This window comes from Streptomyces sp. NPDC089919, from assembly GCF_040684615.1.
In the GTDB taxonomy this organism is placed as follows: Bacteria; Actinomycetota; Actinomycetes; order Streptomycetales; family Streptomycetaceae; genus Streptomyces.
On sequence record NZ_JBFBGK010000010.1, the window covers coordinates 1 to 18477 of the forward strand.

General features: G+C 77.8%; 8 protein-coding genes. All 8 read right to left on the reverse strand.

The annotated features are described in order from the left end of the window. Positions 1-59 precede the first annotated feature (59 nt). Entirely contained in the window at positions 60-1253 is a 1194-nt protein-coding gene (locus tag AB0O40_RS06780) for an alkaline phosphatase family protein (protein ID WP_365036391.1), read from the reverse strand. Between the two features lie 85 nt (positions 1254-1338). After that, positions 1339-2385 carry a galactokinase gene (locus AB0O40_RS06785; RefSeq protein WP_365036393.1) on the reverse strand — a complete coding sequence of 349 codons (1047 nt, stop codon included), beginning with the start codon at positions 2383-2385 and terminating at the stop codon, positions 1339-1341. Then, positions 2382-4271 (reverse strand): class I SAM-dependent methyltransferase, encoded by a 1890-nt coding sequence (locus tag AB0O40_RS06790; protein ID WP_365036395.1) that lies wholly within the window; start codon positions 4269-4271, stop codon positions 2382-2384. The genes AB0O40_RS06785 and AB0O40_RS06790 overlap by 4 nt, the downstream gene beginning before the upstream one ends. Beyond that, positions 4268-5452 (reverse strand): nucleotide disphospho-sugar-binding domain-containing protein, encoded by a 1185-nt coding sequence (locus AB0O40_RS06795; protein ID WP_365036397.1) that lies wholly within the window; start codon positions 5450-5452, stop codon positions 4268-4270. Before AB0O40_RS06795 ends, AB0O40_RS06790 begins: the two co-directional genes overlap by 4 nt. Then, positions 5449-6306: an alpha/beta hydrolase gene (locus AB0O40_RS06800; RefSeq protein WP_365036399.1), complete on the reverse strand. Its 858-nt coding sequence runs from the start codon at positions 6304-6306 to the stop codon at positions 5449-5451. Before AB0O40_RS06800 ends, AB0O40_RS06795 begins: the two co-directional genes overlap by 4 nt. A 13-nt stretch (positions 6307-6319) precedes the next feature. Next, on the reverse strand, positions 6320-6673 hold the full coding sequence (locus tag AB0O40_RS06805) for an acyl carrier protein (RefSeq protein ID WP_365036401.1): 354 nt from the start codon (positions 6671-6673) through the stop codon (positions 6320-6322). Continuing rightward, positions 6663-11495, reverse strand: a complete 4833-nt coding sequence (locus tag AB0O40_RS06810; RefSeq protein ID WP_365036403.1) for a beta-ketoacyl synthase N-terminal-like domain-containing protein — start codon at positions 11493-11495, stop codon at positions 6663-6665. The genes AB0O40_RS06805 and AB0O40_RS06810 overlap by 11 nt, the downstream gene beginning before the upstream one ends. Next, positions 11488-18339, reverse strand: coding sequence for an SDR family NAD(P)-dependent oxidoreductase (locus AB0O40_RS06815; RefSeq protein ID WP_365036405.1), 6852 nt, complete (start codon positions 18337-18339; stop codon positions 11488-11490). Before AB0O40_RS06815 ends, AB0O40_RS06810 begins: the two co-directional genes overlap by 8 nt. Between the last annotated feature and the right edge of the window lie 138 nt (positions 18340-18477).

An 18477-nucleotide genomic window follows, 5' to 3' on the forward strand; every position in this document is an offset into this window, starting at 1 on the left:
GCCCCGGGGCGGGGGCGGGGGGGTGGGGCCCGCCCCACTGGGCCTGGACTCGGTCCGGTTCAGAACCAGTTGACGGTGAGGTTGAAGGTGGTGGAGGCGGTGCGGGCGGCGGCGTCGGTGACCGTGACGGTGACCTGGACGGTGCCCGATCCCCAGGGTTTGCCGGTGATGCGGCCGGTGGCGGGGTCGATCGACATGCCCCAGGGCAGGCCGGTGGCCGCGTACCGCAGCGGTGCGGTGCCGCCGGTCGCGGTCACCTGGACCGTGCAGGACTGGTTGAACTTGCAGGCCTGGGGCCCCGGATCGGCCACCTTCGGATCCCCCGACGGCGGCTCGGTACCGCCACCCGTGCCGAAGACCTCGGTGATGGGCGTGGCGGTGGCGGCGTTGCCCGCGTGGCCGGTGCCGTACAGGTCCTCGAGGGTGCGTAGCAGGCTGTAGTGGTTGTAGGCGGTGGCGTACGTCCCCTGTTTGACGTCGGCGCCGTGGAAGACGGTGGCGATCTGGTTGGAGCCGAGGTAGTTGTCCTCGTCCCAGGTCACCACGAGCAGGCTGTGGTGGGTCTTCGCCCACTGGGCGTAGCCGTCGAGGTTGGTCTTGAGCCAGGTGTCGCCACTGCCCACCGCGCAGTCGTGCATGTCGTTGCACAGGTTCGGCACGACGAAGGAGACGTTCGGCAGGGCGGTGAAGTCGTTCTTGGGGAACTGCGCCCAGGTCTTGCCGGTGGTGAGCGGCACGTTCTTGAAGGCGAACCAGGGATTGTGCTTCTGGGCGTACTTGCCGCTGCTGCAGGTCGTGGACCCCTCCGCGGGAAGGTCCTCGTTGTAGCTGGCGAAGGTCTTGCCGGCGGCGATGACCTCCTGGCCCAGGTTGGCGGCCGTCATCGACTGGGCGGTGAAGCAGCCGTCGCCGGTGATCCCCTGGGTGCCGCCGGAGAAGAGGTTGAAGTAGTTGGGCTGGCTGGGGTGGGTCAGCGCCTTCATGCCCGTCAGGCTCGCGCCGCCGGCGGCCAGTTGGTTGACGTAGGGAGCGGCGGAGTTGCCGATGACCTCCCCGTACTGCTTGTTCTCGAAGACCACGACCACGACGTGGTCGTAGGCGGGCAGGGCGGCTGCGGCCGGGCGCAGGCCGGGCGCCCCGGCGGGCCCGGAGGCCATGGAGGCGCCCGAGGCGACCAGCGATGCGGCGGTGACCAGGCCGAGGGCGGCGAGTGCGCCGACGGCCTTCCTGGCCCGTGGGCCGGGGGTTCTCATGACGGTGTTCCCTTCGTCGCGGATGGGCGGACGGGCGGATGGGCGGATCGGATGGGCGGACGGGCCGTGGAGGTGCGGGCGGGGGTCAGTCCTCGCGCCGGGCGGCCCCGGTCACGGCGATGTTCAGGAACCGCGGGACCGGGCGGCACCGGGACCGGAACTCCTGGGCCACGGCGGCCCGGACGGCGCTCCGGCGGGGCGCGGGCAGCAGCAGCAGCACGCTTCCCGGCGGCCCGTCCCCGGGCGGCCAGACGCTCACCGCGCCGGCCCGGCGGGCGCTCTCCACCGCCCGGGCCAGGTCCGGGCCCCGGTCCGCCGGCTCGCCCCGGACGGCCATCAGGACCAGCCGGGTACCGGAGCCCGCCGGGTCGAACGGGACGTGCCGGCGGCCGCCGTCGGTGTGCAGCAGCGCGGTGCCGGGGCGGGCCCAGAGCACCGCCTCGCGCAGCGCCCGGTCGTCCCGGGGCGCGACCGCGGCCAGGATCCGGGCCACGGTGGCCCGCGGTACCGGCCCGGCGCCCGGCGCGTGCGCGTCGAGGGCGGCCAGGGCCACCGCGCAGTCGGCCGGTTCCGTCAGGGAGAGTCCGGCGGCCGCGGTCAGGGTGCCGTGCACGTGCAGGTCGGTGCCGCCGCGGCCGTGACCGGCCGCGGCCAGCGCCCGCAGCACGGCGTACGGGCGCCGGGCCCAGTCCGGTACCTCCGCCCCAGGTGCCCCCGTCAGGGCCAGGGCGCAGCTCTGCGCGGGGTGGCCGAGCGAGCTGAGCCGTACCGTGCCGTCGGTACGGGGCGCCGCGGCGGCGGCCACCGGCCAGCCCGCGGCGGCCACCAGGCCGGGGGAACCAAGGTGGAAGGCGTGCGGGGCGCTCCACACCGCGGTGGGCGCCCGCCCGTGGGCGGCTTCCAGGGCGTACGCCACCAGCCGGAAGAGCGGGTCCGCGGTGGCCCGCCGGGCGAGCGAGGACGGGTCGGCGGGGGCGGGCGGGGCAGCGGGTGGCATGGCGGGCGGGGCGGGGGCGGTGGCCGCGGACCCGCGTGGAGCCGTCCCCGCGGCCGCCGGCCCGGCCGGGGGCGTCGTACCGGTGGCCGTCCCGCCGGGGGCGGTGGTGCCGCCGGCCGCCCGGGCCGCGGTCACGGCCGGACCTCCGGCGGGGCGGCGGGGGCCTTGCGGGCGATCAGCCGGTAGGCGTTGCCGCTGTCGGTCCGGCGGGCGACGGCGCTGCGTACGGTGTCCAGGACCGCCGCGGCGGCGAAGCAGGGCAGGGCCGCCGCGCGGAGCGCCTGGCGGGTGCCGCGGCGGAGCCGGCCGGGCCGGCCACCGGCCGCGGCGAGGGCCCAGGGGCTGTCCGGGTCGGGGGCGAGGCGGTTGACGGTCAGGGCCACCGCGCCGACGAAGTCGTTGCGCTGGTGGGCCCGGCCGTGTTCCACCGCGATGACGTCGAAGCCGGCCTCGGCCAGCGCCCGGCGGAGGTTGGCGGCCGGGATGAGGTGCTGGTGCTGGGGCTGGAACCAGGGCAGCCAGCGGCCGCCGAGCAGCCGGGCCGCCCGCGAGGTGGGATCGGGCAGTTCGATCAGCAGGTGCCCGCCCGGGGCCAGCGCGGTGGCGGCCGCCTCGATCTCGGCGAACGGGTCCCGGGTGTGTTCGAGGTAGTGGTACATGCTCACGGCCTCGTACTGGCCGGCCAGCTTGGCCGCCAGTTCGGGGAACTGGCCGCGGTGGCCGGTGGTGACCCAGCCGCGCCGCTCGGCGGCCGTGACGCCGTCGCCCATGTCGAGCCCGTCGAAGCGGGTGGTGGGCCAGGTGTCCCGGGCCACCGAGCAGAAGTGGCCGTGCCCGGTCCCCACGTCCAGCCAACTGGCCGGGCTGGCATACGGTTTCAGCATCTCGGCGCGGGCCCGGTACGAGTCCCCGAGCCGGCCGAAGACCAGGCCGGCGCCCTCGCCGCCGCGACCGTCGTAGAAGTCGCGGTAGTAGAAGTCCAGTCCGTCCGGGGTGAGTCGGGGGTTCTGGAAGACGTGTCCGCAGGACCGGCACTGCTCGAGCGTGAAGCGGCCGGGCTTGCCCTGGAGGAGGTCGGGCACCCGCACCCGGACCTCCAGTTCCTCCGCGGCGCACCACGGGCAGTCGGCGCGGCGCGGTTCGAAGAACCGGTCGGTGCCGGCCGCCAGGTCGGCGGCGTACTCGGCGGTCCGGGCCGGGTCGGTGCCCAGGGCCGCCCGGACGGCGGCGGCGACGCGCACCCCGACGGCGGTGTGCAGGCCGGTGCGCAGCGAGCGGTACGGGCGGGCCGCGGTGGCCCGGCCCAGCCCGGCCGGGTGCAGGGGCCCGCCGGCGAGGACGAGGTAGGGCTGGGCCCAGTAGAGGGCGGCGGCCGCGGCCCCCCAGCGGCCGTGCCGGAGGGCTCCGGCGGCCAGCAGGGCCAGTCCGGCGAGCTGGGCGGCGGTCAGGGGGCCGGCGGGGAGTCCTTGGGCGAGCAGTTCGGCCACCCGGTGGTCCGGTGCGGGCGGCGGTGCGGTCAGGCCGGGGGCGACGGCCAGGTCGGTGTCCCCGGCGGCGTACTCCTTCAACGTGGCGGTCAGTGCCAGCAGTTCGGCGGTCTCCCGAGGGGTGTCGGGGTCCACCCCGGCCCGGTCCAGGACGTCCTCGGTGACCAGCAGCGCGTATCCGGCGCCGTGTCCGGGGGCCAGCCGGTCCGCCCGGTAGCGGGCCGGGTCGACGAGCCGCAGCAGGCCCAGCGCCCGCTCCGGGTCGAGGTTCCGGGGCAGCAGTTCCAGGACGCCCAGGCCGGCGTGGTCGGCGTGGGCGAGTGCCGCGGCCAGGGTCGCCTCGTCGACCCGTACGCCCGCCGCGGTGATCAGCCTGCGCGGGGCGGCGGGTGCCGGGGCTCCGGTGGTGGGCCGGGGCCCGGGGGCGGGCAGCACCGGCAGGGCGCCCAGGCGGCGCCGGGCGCGGAGGGTGCCGGCGGCGAGTGCGGTGAAGGCCGCGGCGGAGAGCAGGCGGCCGTGCGGTGCGGGTGTCATGCCAGTTTCTCCAACCGGTCGGCCGCGGCGGCGGCGCCGCCGGCCGCGGCGAAGGAGGCCTGGATCCGTCGGGCGGAGCGGCGGTGGCCGGGGTCGTCGAGGACGGCGGTGACCGCCTCGTACAGGTCCTGCGGGCGGGTGCGGCCGAACCGCAGCCGGACGCCCGCCCCGGCCGCGACCACCTGCTCGGCGACGATCGGCTGGTCGTCGCGGATCGGGGCGACGGCCAGCGGGAGGCCGTGTGCGAGGGTTTCGCACACCGTGTTGTGGCCGCCGTGGCTGACCACCGCGTCGAGGTGCGGCAGCAGGGCGAGTTGGGGCACGGCGGGCCGGAGCAGCAGGTGTCCGGGGACCGGTCCGGTGAGTGCGGCCGGTGCGGCCAGCACGAACTGGGTGCGGCGGCGCAGCCGTTCGGCCGCGCCCAGTACGGCGGCGTAGAAGCGGCTGCCCGCCTCCTGGTTGAGGGTGCCCAGCGAGACCAGGACCCGGCTGCGGTCCGGGTCCAGCCGCTGCCAGGGGAACTCCGCCGCCCGCCCGGGCCGGCCGCCGAGGGCGGGTCCGACGAAGGCGAAGTGGTCGGAGAACTGTCCCTGTGTGCCGATCAGTTCGGGGGTGGAGTAGACGATCACCAGGTGCGGGGAGAACCGCGGGTCCGGGCCGTCGGGGGCCTCTCCCAGGTCCGCGAGCAGGGTCGTGATCTGTTCCGTGACCCACTCCGCCACCTTGGGGAATCCGGCGAACGGCCGGGTGAACTCCGCCGAGGTGGTGGCCGAGGTGGCCCAGGGGATACCGGCCCGCCGGGCGGCCACCGGACCGGCCAGCGCCTGCTGGTCGGCGACGAGCACGTCCGGTGCGTAGGCGGCGACGGCCCGTTCGACGCCGGGCAGCATCGCGTGCGCCAGCGGTACCAGTGCCCGGCTCCACAGGAAGTGCAGCGCCGCCACGCCCCGCAGGTCCCGCCAGCGGTCGTGCAGGGCGGGGTAGTCGGTGGCCTCCTCACCCTGGCCGGGGCCGTGATCGCCGGCCGGGAAGAGCCGGGCCCGGGTGGGCAGCAGGTCGGTCAGGACCTCCGGCGGTCCGGTCCAGGCGGTCTGGTGCCCCCGGGCGGCCAGTTCGGCCGCGACCGCGAGGGTCGGGTTGACGTGGCCCGCCAGCGGCGGGACCACGAAGAGAAACCTCATGGCACCAGCACCCCCCGCTCGGCGGTCCGGGCCGCCTGCCGGACCGTGTCCAGGTGGCCCAGGACGGCGGCCCGGAGCACCCCGCTGGTCTCCTTGAGCACGTCGTGTCCGAGCCCCGGCAGCACCCGCAGCCGTGCGTCGGGGGCGTGCCGGACCAGTTCCCGGGCGCCGGGGAGCAGTTCGGAGTGTTCGCCGCAGACGGTCAGGACCGGGCAGTGCAGCCGGGCGTACTCCGCCGGTCCGAAGGTGCGGGCGGCCGCTATGTCGTCGATGAGGCTGGTGTGGTTGAGCAGGGCGTCCGCCACGGCGGTCAGCCGGGCCGCCTTGCGCAGCCGCAGCCCGGCGAGTTCGGCGGAGACCGGGCTGTCCTCGAGGCTGAGGGCGGCCACCGACAGGGTGTCGACCATGTTCTCCACCCAGGCCCCGCTCAACGGCGGTTCCAGCAGGGTCAGTCCGGCCACCAGCTCGGGCCGGGCCAGGGCGGTGTGCAGGGCCAGGGTGCCGCCGTAGCTGTTGCCCACCAGGTGCACCGGCCGGCCGGCCAGGCCCAGGGCCGCGAGGAGGGCGGCCAGGTCGGCGACCGCGGTGCGGGTGTCGTAGCCGGTCGGCGGTCGTTCGCTCAGGCCGTGGCCCCGCAGGTCGTACAGGACCACCTCGTGCCCGGCGCGGGCGACGGGGACGGCGAGCGGGCAGTAGAAGCTGGACAGGTTGTCCACGACCAGGCCGTGCAGGAAGACGACCGCCGGGCCGGGCGGACCGGCCGGGTCGTCCCGGTGCTCCCGGTCCGGGTCGGGGAGGGCGGCGGGCAGGCGCTGGACGTGCCAGCGCAGGGAGTTGGCGAGGATGTCGGTCACGGCGGGTCCCGGGTCAGGCCGCGGAGGCGGGGCGCGGGCGGGCGGCCTGGGCGAGGGCGGTGCGGGTGACCCGGTCGATGTGGGCGACCAGGTCGCCGACGGACATCGCGAGGATCTGCTCCATGTCATTCTCGGCGAGGAAGCCCATCAGGTCCGCCGCCGCGCCGTAGCGCTGGTGCAGCCGCTCGGCGAGGGCGACGAACTCGATGCTCTCCAGGGCCAGGTCGTCGTTGAAGGTCGTCTCCATCGTCACCTCGTCCGCCAGCAGGAACTCCTCGCCGACGACGTCGGCGAGCATGCGGGTGATCTCTGCGAGCGTGCCGGACGCCGTCCGGTGCGCGTCGGTTGAAGTCGCGTCAGATTCCATGACCGGTCTCCGTGGGGGTCGGGAGGCAGCGGGTGTCGGGGGTGCGGGGCGGGGCGTCCGTCCGGGCGACCACGTGGGTGACCGGCGGCGCGCCGGGCCGGGGCGGGGCGTGGAGCAGGCAGGTGCGGACCGGGTGGCGGTGGCCCGTGGGTGCGGTGACGTACAGTCCGTCGGCCTCGGGACCGGCGGTGACCGTCCACTCCCGGGGGCGGCCGCGCAGCCCGGTGCCGGCCGCCTTGGCGGCGGCCTCCTTCGCGCACCAGAGGGTGGTGAGCGCGACGGGCAGGCCGGTGCCGGCCCGGGCCGCGAGCCGTTCGGCGAGCAGGGCCTCGTCCGGGGTGAGGGCGATCCGGCGCAGTGCGTCGGGGTCCTCGGTCACGGTCTCCACGTCGATTCCCACGTCCGTGTCCGGGTGCGCGAGGGCGACGGCGAGGTGGTCCTTGTGCGCGATCGAGAGCCGGAGGCCGGCCGCCAGGCCGCCGGGCACCGGCCGGCCGGTGGCGTCGCCGGTGACGGTCACCTCGGCCGGGAAGACCGGGCCGGCCCCGGCGTCCCACAGCAGCTCGCGCAGAGCGTCCTTCGCGGCGATCCGGCCGAGCAGCCAGGCGGAGCGGGCCCGCGGGCCCAGCCGCTCGTATGCGGCGCGCTCGGCCGTGCCGAGGTAGCGGCGCATCACCAGCTCCTGCGAGGCGGGGTCGGTCCAGCGGCGGACGGCCGTGCACCAGCCGCCCGGCTGCGGTTCGCCGATCCCGCAGACCTCGGGGGTGAACTTCATGGGCCAGACCCGCTCGTCGGCGGCGAAGCGGCGGTAGGTCCAGTCCTCCAGACGCGCCCGGACCGTGCCGTCCGCGGACCGCAGCTCGACCTCGCCGCGGACCGAGGCCGGGCCGACCTCGTGGATCCGGGCGGTCGCGGCCAGCAGCTCCCCGGGGCGCGGCGGCGGCCCGTACAGCCGGATCCGTCCCAGCACCGCGGGGAACACCAGCCGGTCCCGGTCCAGTTTCAACTGCATCCAGTGGCCCAGGAGTTGACCGGCTGCGTCGAGCAGGGCGCCGGGGGCGGGCAGGGCCCGCAGCACCCCGCGCAGGCCGTCCTCGGCGACCGTGGTCACCTCGTGGACGCCGGCGAAGCGGGGGCCGTGGAACATCCACCGGTCGCGGTACAGCGCCTCGGCGCTGACCGGCGCGGGCGCCTCACCGGTCAGCGGGGCCGGGTCGGGCGGCGGCGCGGCGGCCTGGTGGGCGGCGGCGAGCAGCACGGTGACGGTGGCGCAGTCCCCGATGCGCACCCGGACCCGGCCGCCCGGCTCGGGCCGTGCGCCGATCCGGACCTCGACGGCCGGGGCCACCGGTAGCCAGCGCAGGGCCCGCATGTCCTCGTACCCGACGACCACCGCGGGCGTGCCGGGCGGCAGGGTCCGCAGCGCGGCCTCGGCCGCCAGCTCCAGCATGGTCGTCATCGGCACCACGGGGAACCGGTCGGCGTCGTGCGGCCAGTCCTGGGGCTGGAGGTAGACGCAGTGGTCGGCGACCGCGGGCAGCGTCTCCAGGGAGAGCGTCCGGGTCTCCTCGTACGGTGCTCCGGCCGGACCGGACGGCACCGGCGGCGCGGCCGCGGCGGCGGGCCCGGGGAGGCCGTCCGGTAGCGGGCGCGGCGCCGGTGGCCGCCGCCAGGCTCCGGCGACGGTGGCCACCGCGTCCCGGGCCTCGTCGAGTACGGCCGCCAGCGCGGTCCGCAGGGCCGCCGGCAGGTCGTCGGCGGGGGCCAGGTCCGGGTCGCCGGCCCCGGCGGTGTACGCCGGGGCCGTCGCCCGGCCGCCGGTGGCCGTCGGGCCGCCGGCCGGGACCGGGCCCGGGCCGAGGGACCGGGCCGCCGCGCCGAGGCGGACGAGCGGGGATCCGAGGTCCAGCGCTCGGGCCCGGTCGCCGGCGGGCGGCGGGGCCGGGCGCGCGGGGGCGTGCGCCGGCCCGGCGGCGGGGTCCGCGGGCCGGGGCCCGGCCGTGGGTGGATCCGGCCGCCGGGCGGCCACCGGCTCGTCCGGTCGGGGGCCGGGTACGGGATCGGTGATCCGGGTCCAGTCGGGGGCCAGCCCCTCGGTCCACAGGGCCGCGGCCAGGCGGCGCAGCCCGGCCAGGCCGTCCGTGCGGGGTACCGAGGCGTTCACCGCCAGGTGTTCCCGGCCGCGCAGGGTGTCCTCGACGAACCCGGTCAGGGAGCCCGGCCCGGCCGTCACGAAGGCGCGGACCCCGGCCCGTTCGTACAGCCGCAGGGCCAGGGTGCGGAAGTCCACCGGTTCGAGCAGGTGCCGCAGGACCAGTCGGCGCACGCCCTCCGGGTCCTCGGGGTACGGCTCCCCTGTGGTGGCCGACCACACCGGCAGCTCGGCCGGGCGCAGCGGCAACCGACCGAAGGCGGCCTTCACTTGCCCGAGGTACGGCTCCCACATCGGGGTGTGGAAGCCGGAGCGGAAGGGCAGTTCCTGGCCCAGCACGCCGTCGCCGCGCAGCCGCGCCAGCACCTCGGCCACCTGCTCCGGAGCCCCGCACACCACCGACTGGTGGGGGCAGTTGTCGTGGCTGACCACCACCCGATCCAGGCCGTGCAGGGCGCGGGCGGCGCGCTCGGCCCCGCAGCCGAGGGCCGCGTACACCAGGTCGGGCACCTTGAGGGAGTCCGGTTCCAGCGCGCCCAGGAAGGAGTCCACGGCCTGCTCCGGGTACATCCCGGCCACCACCATGGCCGCCCACTCCCCCAGGCTGTGGCCGGCCAGCAGGTCCGGCCGGATGCCGAGGGCGGGCAGGGCGCGGGCGTAGAAGCGGCCCACGGCGATCGCGTCCAGGGCCCGCTCGATCAGCCCCGGTCCGCCACCGAGGACCGGGCGGGGCAGGCCCAGCCGGTCGGCGGCGTCGGCCACCAGGGGTGCGAACTCCGGTTCCAGGCCGGGGAAGAGGAAGGCGATCCGGCCGGGTGCCGCGGCGTGCGGGCCGAGGAGCGGCCGCGGGGTGAACCACACCCCGCCCCGGCCCCGCCAGGGCAGCCCCCGCTCCACCACCCGGGCGGCCAGCGCCAGTCGTTGGGGAGTGGGGCCGACCACCGCCAGCCGGTACGGTCCGTCGCCGGCGGGCGAGGCCGGCGCCGGCCCGGCGCCCGGCCGGCCGACCGCCGCCGGACTCGCCGCTGCGGCCCCGCCGGCCCGGGCCTGTGCCAGCTGCCCGGCCAGTTCGCGCGGGCCCTCCGCGCTCAGCCGGAGCACGGCCTCCGGGCCCGGCACCGGTCCGGACTCGGGCGCCGGCAGGAAGCGGCGCCCCGGGGACCCGCCCGCGGTCCGCGGGCGCCCCGCGGCCGTGCGCCCGGACCGGCGCCCGGCACCGGGTGCGGCCCCGGCCCCGGGGGCTTCCTCCAGGATGACGTGCGCGTTGATCCCGCCGAAGCCGAAGGCGTTCACCCCGGCCCGGCGGGGCGCGCGGTCCGTCCGGTCCCAGGGGGCGGGGGTGGTGACCGGCCGCATCCGGGTGCCGGCGAAGCCGGCGTGCGGTTCCTCCAGGTGGAGGGTGGGCGGCAGGACGCCCTCGTGCACCGCCAGCGCGGCCTTGATCAGCCCGGCCATCCCGGAGGCCTGCATCGCGTGGCCGACCATGGACTTGACCGAGCCCAGCGCGATGTCCGGCCCGGCGGGTCCGGGACCGCCGAACACCCGCCCCAGGGTGGCAAGTTCGGCGGCGTCGCCGACGGGGGTGCCGGTGCCGTGCGCCTCCAGCAGACCCAGCGCACCGGGGCTCCCGGGGTCCAGGCCCGCATCCCGCCAGGCCCGTTCGAGGGCCCGTACCTGCCCGTCGACCAGCGGGCTCATCAGGCTCGCCGCGCGGCCGTCCCCGGCCACGCCCACCCCGCGGAGCACGGCGTAGATCCGGTCGCCGTCGCGCTCGGCGTCGGCGAGGCGCTTGAGCAGCACCACACCGGTCCCCTCCGAGAGCAGCGTGCCGTCGGCCCGCCGGTCGAAGGGGCGGATGTGCTCGCTGGGGCTCAGGGCCCGCAGTTGGGTGAACACGCTCCAGAGGGTGGCGATGTGGCAGTGGTGCACCGCCCCGGCGACGACCAGGTCGCAGCGTCCGGCGGCGAGCAGGCCCACGGCCTGGTCGACGGCGAGCAGCGAGGAGGCGCAGGCCGCGTCCAGGGTGTAGGCGGGTCCCTGGAAGTCCAGCCGGTTGGCGATCCGGGCGGCGGTGAAGCTGGGCACCAGGCCGATGGAGGCGTCCGGGCGTTCCGGCCCCAGGGCCTCCTGGAAGAGGGTCCGGACGGCGGTGATCCGCTCCTCGCCCAGTTCCGGGGCGAGTTCGCGCAGACTGGTCGCCAACTGATGCGCTGTGCGTACGCGTTGGTCCAGTCGGGCGGTGGCAGTGCCCATGAAGCCGCCGCGGCCCAGGATCACCCCGATCCGGGACCGGTCGGCCGGCAGCCGCTCCTCGCCGCCCGCGTCGGCCAGGGCCTGGGCGGTGGCGTGCAGGGCGAGCAGCTGGTCCGGCTCGGCGCCGTCCGCGGCACTCGGCATGATCCCGAACCGGGTCGGGTCGAAGGCGGCCAGTCCGTCGACGAACCCGCCCCGGCGGCAGTAGAAGCGGTCGCTGCGGGCCGGGCCCCCGGCCGCGGCCGGGTCGTAGTAGACCTGCGGGTCCCAGCGTCCGGGCGGGACCTCGCCGATGGCGTCGACGCCGCCGAAGACGTTCCGCCGGTAGGCCGCCAGGTCCGCGGCGCCGGGGAAGAGGGCGCCCATGCCCACGATCGCCGCGTCGCCGGGGCGCGGTCCCGAGCGCGGTTCAGCCATCGGAGCGGCCCTCCCCGCTCAACGGGCCGCCGGCGGCCGGGTCGGGGTCGGGGGCCAGCAGGACGACCTGGGTGTCGCGGCCGTGGGCGAGTTCGGCGAGGAAGGCCGCGGCGCCGGCCTCGGGCCGGATCATCGGGATGCCCCGCCGGACGTACTCCCGTTCCAGCTCGGGGGTGATCATGCCGCCGGAGTCGGCGGCCCAGGGCCCCCAGTCCAGGGCCAGCACCCGGCCGGTGCCGTCGGCCGCGGCCCAGGCGTGGGCCAGGGTGTCCAGCGCCTCGTTGGCGGCGGCGTAGTCGGCCTGGCCGCGGTTGCCGAGCACGCCCGCGATGCTGCCGAAGAGGACGAGGAAGCCGGGGGCGGGGAGCGGGCCGTGGTCGGCGGCGGCCGCGGCCAGGTGCCGGGCCCCGTCGACCTTGGTGGCGAACACCTCGGCGAAGGCCTCGGGCCGCTTGTCGGCCAGCAGCCCGTCGCGCAGCAGTCCGGCGCCGTGCACGATGCCGTCGAGCCGGCCGTGCCGGGCGCGGATGTCCGCGACCACGGCCGCCACCTCCGCCTCCCGGGTGACGTCCGCACGGTGGTACCGCACCCCGGCCGCGGCCTCCGTCAGCGCGGCGAGGGTGGCCCGCACCTCCCGGGCGGCCAGCACCCGCCCGGCGGCGGCCTCGATCTCGGCGGGGGTGCGCATGCCCTGCGCGATCAGCGCGGCCCGCAGGGCGATCCGGTCGGTGGCGTGGGCGAGGGCGGGGTCCTCGGGCCCGTCGGGGGCCGGGGTCCGGCCCAGCAGCTCGATGTGGCAGCCGGTGGCGCGGGCCAGGGCGAGGGCGGTCCGCGCGGTGATGCCGCGCGCGCCGCCGGTGAAGAGCACCACGGAGTCCGGCCCCGGGAGGGCGCCGGCCGGAGGCTCCCCGTACGACGTGGCCGGCGGGGTCTCGACGGTGCGCAGGATCCGGCGCTCGCCGTCGCGGTGGCCGACCGCGACCGGGCCCTCGGTGCGCAGTTCGGCCAGCAGCCGGGCCGCGATCAGCTCGGGGCGGTCCTTGGGATCGCAGTCGACGGTCCGCACGGCCGTGTGCGGGTACTCCTTGGCCGCGCTGAGCGCGAACCCGCGCAGCCCGGCACCGGGCAGCGGGTCGGGGGTGCCGGTGCCGTCCCGGCCGAAGGAGCCGCCGGCGCCGGTGGCCAGCAGCAGCCAGCGGACACCGCCGGTCAGCGCGCGCCACAGGCCCGGGAAGGTGCCGGGGAGCAGCGGGCCGGAGGCGGTCCGCAGGGCACCGAGGTCGATCAGGCCGTCCGCGCCGTCGAGGCCTTCGGCGGCGGCGAGCCGGCCGGGGTCGACGGTGCTCACCAGCGCCCGTTCGTTCTCCAGCAGGGCCACCAGGGCGGGGGCCACCCCGATCTCGTCCTCGACCACCACGAACCGGGTGCCGGCCAGGCCGGCTTCCGGGCCGGCCGGGCGGGCCGGTCCGGCCGGCGCGGGCTCGACCACCAGCCGCCGCAGCGGGCGGAGGGCCGGGGCGGCCGGTTCCGCGGGCGGCGCCGCCGGCTGCGGCGCGGTCCGGGCGCGGCTGGTGATCCAGTCGACCACGCCCCGGAGGGTCTTGATGCGGGACAGTTCCTCGACGGCCGCGGCGGTGGTGCCGTCGGCCGTGTCGGGGAGGCCGATCCGGTCGGCCAGCGCGCCGATGATCTCCACGCGCTTGATGGAGTCCACCGAGAGGTCCGCCTCCAGGTCCAGGTCGGGGTCCAGCATCTCCGTGGGGTAGCCGGTCCGGAGGTGGACGATCTCCAGCACGGCCGCCATGACCTCGGCGGGGGTGGTCGGTCGTGCGGCGGCGGGGGGCTCGGCGGCCGGTTCCGTGCCGGCCGGGGTACCGGTCCCGACGGCCGGCGTGGGCACGGGCTCCGCCATCTCCTGCGCCACCGGGCCGGGTTGGGCGGGCGCGCCGGTCCCGAGGTAGCCCATCAGGACGTCCCGCTGGGCGCGCACCAGCTCGCGGGCGCCGGTCAGGTAGGCGAGCACCGCCGCCTCGCGGGTGTCGGCGGCCGGCTCCGCGGCGGCGGCGGGTGGGGCGGCGATCCGGCGGGCCGGCCGCAGGCCGCCGGGGACCGGCTCGCCCTCGGCGGTCCGGACGAGGTGGCCGTCGACCAGCCAGCCGGGCCGCCGCGGCGGCTGCTCCGGCAGTGCCCGGGTGCGGCCCTCGAACAGCGGCCCGAGGTCCATCGGCACGCCGGCCACGGCCAGTTCGGCCAGGGCGGTGAGCAGCCGGGGCAGCCCCGGCTCGCCCGGCACGTCGCAGGCGACGGCGGTGTGCGGCCGGTCCCCCAGGATGCGGTGGACCAGGCCGGTGAGGACCCGTCCGGGGCCGGCCTCCACGAAGGTCCGGACACCGGCCGCGTACATGGCCTCGATCTGGTCGACGAAGCGCACCGGCTCGGCGACCTGGCGGGCCAGCAACTCCCGTACGGCGGCCGGATCGTCGGGGTAGGGGCGGGCGGTGGTGTTGGAGAAGACCGGGACGGCGGACCCCACCAGCGCCGTCCCGGTCAGCTCGGCCGCGAGGCGGTCGGCCGCGCCGGCCACCACCTCGCTGTGGAAGGCGCAGGCCACCGGGATCCGTTCGGCTCCCAGGCCCTGCGCGCGCAGGTCCCGTACGGCCGCCTCGACGGCGGGGGTGGGTCCGGAGACCACGCACTGGCGGGGCGCGTTGTGGTTGGCGATCACGCAGCCGGTGCGGCGGGCGGTCTCCTCGACCAGCGCCGGTTCGGCCTGGACCGCGGCCATCGCGCCGGGGTCGGTGCCGGCCGCGGCGAGGATCGCCCCGGCCCGGGCGGTGCTGAGCCGCAGCAGGGTGTCCGTGTCGTAGACGCCCGCGGCCCAGAGGGCGGTGAGTTCGCCGTAGGAGTGTCCGGCGGTGCAGTCGGGCCGGATCCCGAGGGAGGTGAGCAGGTGGTGCAGGGCGGCGCCGGTCAGGCCGAGGGCGGGCTGGGCGATCCGGGTGTCGGTGACGGCGGCCCGGCGGGCGGTGCGTTCCTCGGCGGTGAAGGCGGCCGGCGGGAAGAGGGCCCCGGTCACGGCCGGCGGCGCGGTGTCGAGGTAGCGCTGCCGCAGCTGCGGGAAGGCGACGAACAAGTCGCCGAGCATGCCGGGGCGTTGGCTGCCCTGCCCGGGGAAGAGGAAGGCGATCCGGCCCGGTCCGGCCTGCTCCTCGCGCAGGTGGACCCCGTCGCCGGGGGTGCCGGCGCGGGCCTGGGCGAGCCGGGCGGCGAGCTGGTCCAGGTCCCCGGCCACCAGGGCGGCCTGGACCGGTCCGGGACCGGTGGGCGCGGAACTCCGCCCGGACGGCGCGGGGTCGGTCTCGGGTCGGGCCGCGGTCTCGGCCGCCAGGTCGCGCAGGGTCCAGGGCCGGCCGGCCGCGTCGTTGGCCGCGAGCCGGCCGGCCAGCCGGTCCATGGCCCGCTCCGCGGCGGCCCGGTCCGGGCCGGTGAAGCAGAACAGCTCGGCGGGCCACTGCTCCAGGCCGTGCGCGGGCTCCGGGCCGGAGCCGTGGGCGGCCAGCACCGCGTGGTAGTTGGTGCCGCCGAAGCCGAAGGCGCTCACCCCGGCGATCCTGCGCTCGGGGGGTGCGGTCCAGGGTCGGGCCTCGGTGTCGAAGGCGAAGGGGCTGCTCTCCGCCCGCCAGTCGGGGTGCGGGCGCTCCAACTGGCGGGTCGGCGGCCGGACTCCCGCGTGCAGGGCGCGGGCGGTCTTGATCAGTCCGGCCAGCCCGGCCGCGCATTTGGTGTGGCCGATCTGGGACTTCACCGATCCCAGGGTGCAGGCCCCCGGCCCGGCCTTCTCGAACAGTGCGGTCAGGACGCCGAGTTCGGTGCCGTCGCCGACCACGGTGCCGGTGCCGTGCGCCTCGACGAGGCCGACCCGGGCGGGGGCGATCCCGGCCTTCCGGTACGCCCGGTCCAGGGCCCGGCGCTGCCCTTCCGGCCGGGGTGCGGTCAGGCCCAGGGAGCGGCCGTCGCTGGCCGCGCCGACCGCCTTGACCACGGCGTAGACGCGGTCGCCGTCGCGTTCGGCGTCCTCCAGGCGCTTGAGGACCAGGGCGGCCACGCCCTCGCCGAGGGCGATGCCGTCCGCGGCGGCGTCGAAGGGCCGGCAGCGGCCGGTGGGTGACAGGGCCCGCACCGAGGCGAACATCAGGTAGTCGTTGATGCCGTTGTGCACGTCGGCGCCACCGCACAGCACCATGTCGCTGTCGCCGTCGCGCAGTTGGCGGCAGGCCAGGTCGAGGGCGGCCAGTGAGGAGGCGCAGGCGGCGTCCACGGTGCAGTTCGCGCCGCCCAGGTCCAGCCGGTTGGCGATCCGGCCCGCGATGACGTTGGCGAGGACCCCGGGGAAGGAGTCCTCGGTGAGGTGCGGCAGTTGGGCGTCGAGTCCGGGCGGGAGCGCGCCGAGGTAGCCGGGGTGCAGGGCGCGCAGGCCGTAGGCGCCGGCGAGTTCGGTGCCGGCCTCGGCGCCGAAGACCACGGAGGTCCGGCCACGGTCGAAGTGGCGGCCGGGCCCGTACCCGGCGTCGGCGAGGGCCCGGGCGGCGATCTCCAGGGAGAGCAGCTGCACCGGTTCGATGCCGGCGAGGGAGGCCGGCGGGATGCCGTGGGCCAGGGCGTCGAAGGGCACCGGCGGCAGGAAGCCGCCCCAGCGCGAGGGCGTGCGCTCGCCGGCGCGGGCCGGGTCGGGGTCGTAGTAGACGGCGGGGTCCCAGCGGTCCGCGGGCACCTCGGTCACCGCGTCCGCCCCGCTCAGCACCTGGGCCCAGTACGCCGCGAGGTCTCCGGACCCGGGGTAGGCGCAGGCCATCCCGACCACGGCGACGTCCAGCGGGCGGCCGGGAGCGGGCGGCGGCGCGAACTGCCGGGCCCGCCGCTCCAGCAGGGCGTGCGCGTCCGCGGTGACCTCGTGGTGCAGGGCCGCCAGGGTGGTGGGCCGGCTGCGCAGGGCGGCGGCCTGGCCGAGCATGTACAGCCCCTCGCGGCGCTGTTCGGCGGCGGGCACGGGGACCGGGGCGGCGCCGTCGGCGTGCCGCAGCCCCTTGCTGGCGATCCGCAACCGTCCGAGGTTGAGCCGTTCCAGCTCCTCCCACACCTCGCGGGGTTCCGCGCCGCTCTCCTCCAGGGTGCGGCGCTGCGCCTCGAAGGCCTCGGCGTAGGGGGTCGGGGCGCAGCGGGTGACGTGGCCGGGGGCGGTCTGGAGGGTGACGGTGCCGGCGCAGTCGAGGGCGGCCTCCTGGAAGCCCGGCAGCACGGCGCCGGCCGTCACCGCCTCCTCGGTGAAGAGGTAGGCGGTCCCCATCAGGACCCCGATCCGGGCCCCGCGCGCCGAGAGCGGCGCGGCCGCCGCGGCGGCCATGGCGGCGGAGCGGGCGTCGTGGATGCCGCCGGCGAAGAGCACGTCCAGTGCCGCGGGGTCCTCGCAGGCCAGCAGCCGCTCGATCTGCTCCTCCCAGAGGGGGAAGGAGGCCCGGGGCCCGATGTGGCCCCCGCACTCCAGGCCTTCGAGGACGAAGCGGCGGGCGCCTTCGGCGAGGTAGCGCTCCAGCAGACCGGGTGAGGGGACGTGCAGGTGGGTGCGGGTGCCGGCGGCCTCCAGCGGGGCGGCCTGGGCGGGTGAGCCGCCGGCGATCACCGCGTACGGCGGGCGGGCCGCGGCGACCTCGGCGAGCTGTTCGGCGCGCAGCGCCGGCGGGGCGAAGCCGAGCAGGCCGACCCCCCAGGGGCGGTCCCCGAGCAGCCGGGTGGTCTCCGCCAGCAGCTCGCGCACCTCCTCGCCGGTCATCACGGCCAGCGCCAGGTAGGGCACGGCGCCCGCGCCGGCCACGGCGGCGGCGAAGGCGGCCCGGTCGCTGACCCGGGTCATCGGGCCCTGGGCCACCGGCAGCGGCCCGTCCGCGGCGGGACGCAGCGCCGCCGCGCGGACCGCGGCGGCCAGGTGGTCGGTGACGGACCGGCGCACGGCCTGCACCAGGGCGCCGGTCGTGCGGTGCCGGGCGGCCAGCCGGGCCGCGAAGGCGCCGTCCTGGCCCACCGGGAGCGGCTGGGCGTGCAGGCCCCGGGCGCCGAGCCGGTGCGCGATGCCGGGCCGGTGCAGCTGCGGGTCCAGGTCCGGGCGCCGGTAGACGCGGTGGCCGTCGGCGACGACGGTCTCGCTGCCGTCCATCGCCCGCAGGGCCGCGAGCACCGGCCCGGGCAGCTCCGCCGCCCCTTCGGTGGTCAGGGCGAGCTGGGTGTCGAGCAGCACTCCCGCGGCGCCGCCGGCGACGGCGGCGGCCGCGGTGTGCGGGCCGATCCCGCCGTACGCGAGGACCGGTACGCCCGGTTCGGCCGGCCCGAGCAGCTGCTGGAGCAGGACGAAGGTCGTGGTGGCGCCGACCCGGCCGCCGGCCTCGTGGCCCTTGGCCACCAGGGCCGTGGCCCCCGCGGCGACCGCCCCGGCGGCCTCGCCGGGGTCCACCACCTCGGCCCACACCCGGCGCCGGCCGCCCGCGGACCAGGAGGCGGTACGGGGGTGCAGGGCGGGGTCGGCCAGCAGGACGGTGTCCACCGCGGGGGGCAGGTCCTGCGGACCGAGGGGGCAGCCGGCGGGTACCCGGACGCCGAAGGTCCGCCCGGGCAGCGCGGCGGCGGTGTCGGCGAGGGCGCGGCGGGCGGCCGGGGCGTCGCGGCCGAGGTCGAGCAGGCCGAGGGCGCCGGCCCGTTCGGCGGCGACGACGACCTGGGGCCGGGGCTCTTCGAAGGGTCCGAGCGCGACGACGAGGTCGCGTTCGCGGGGGGACGGAAGCGGCTGGGGGGTCACGGGCGCTCCTCCGGGATGCGTCGTGGCTGCTTGCGTGTGCCGTGCGGTGCGGGGCCTGCGGGGCGTACGGCGGGCCGGACGGTTGCGCGGTGCCGGGGCGGGGCGGGCGGGCCGGGTGGTGCGGACGGTGTCGGCGGA

Excerpts from the sequence above, each read along its gene's own strand:
- AB0O40_RS06780 (WP_365036391.1), bottom strand. The coding sequence starts at position 1,253 with ATGAGAACCCCCGGCCCACGGGCCAGGAAGGCCGTCGGCGCACTCGCC.
- AB0O40_RS06790 (WP_365036395.1), bottom strand. The coding sequence starts at position 4,271 with ATGACACCCGCACCGCACGGCCGCCTGCTCTCCGCCGCGGCCTTCACC.
- AB0O40_RS06795 (WP_365036397.1), bottom strand. The coding sequence starts at position 5,452 with ATGAGGTTTCTCTTCGTGGTCCCGCCGCTGGCGGGCCACGTCAACCCG.
- AB0O40_RS06805 (WP_365036401.1), bottom strand. The coding sequence starts at position 6,673 with ATGGAATCTGACGCGACTTCAACCGACGCGCACCGGACGGCGTCCGGC.
- AB0O40_RS06810 (WP_365036403.1), bottom strand. The coding sequence starts at position 11,495 with ATGGCTGAACCGCGCTCGGGACCGCGCCCCGGCGACGCGGCGATCGTG.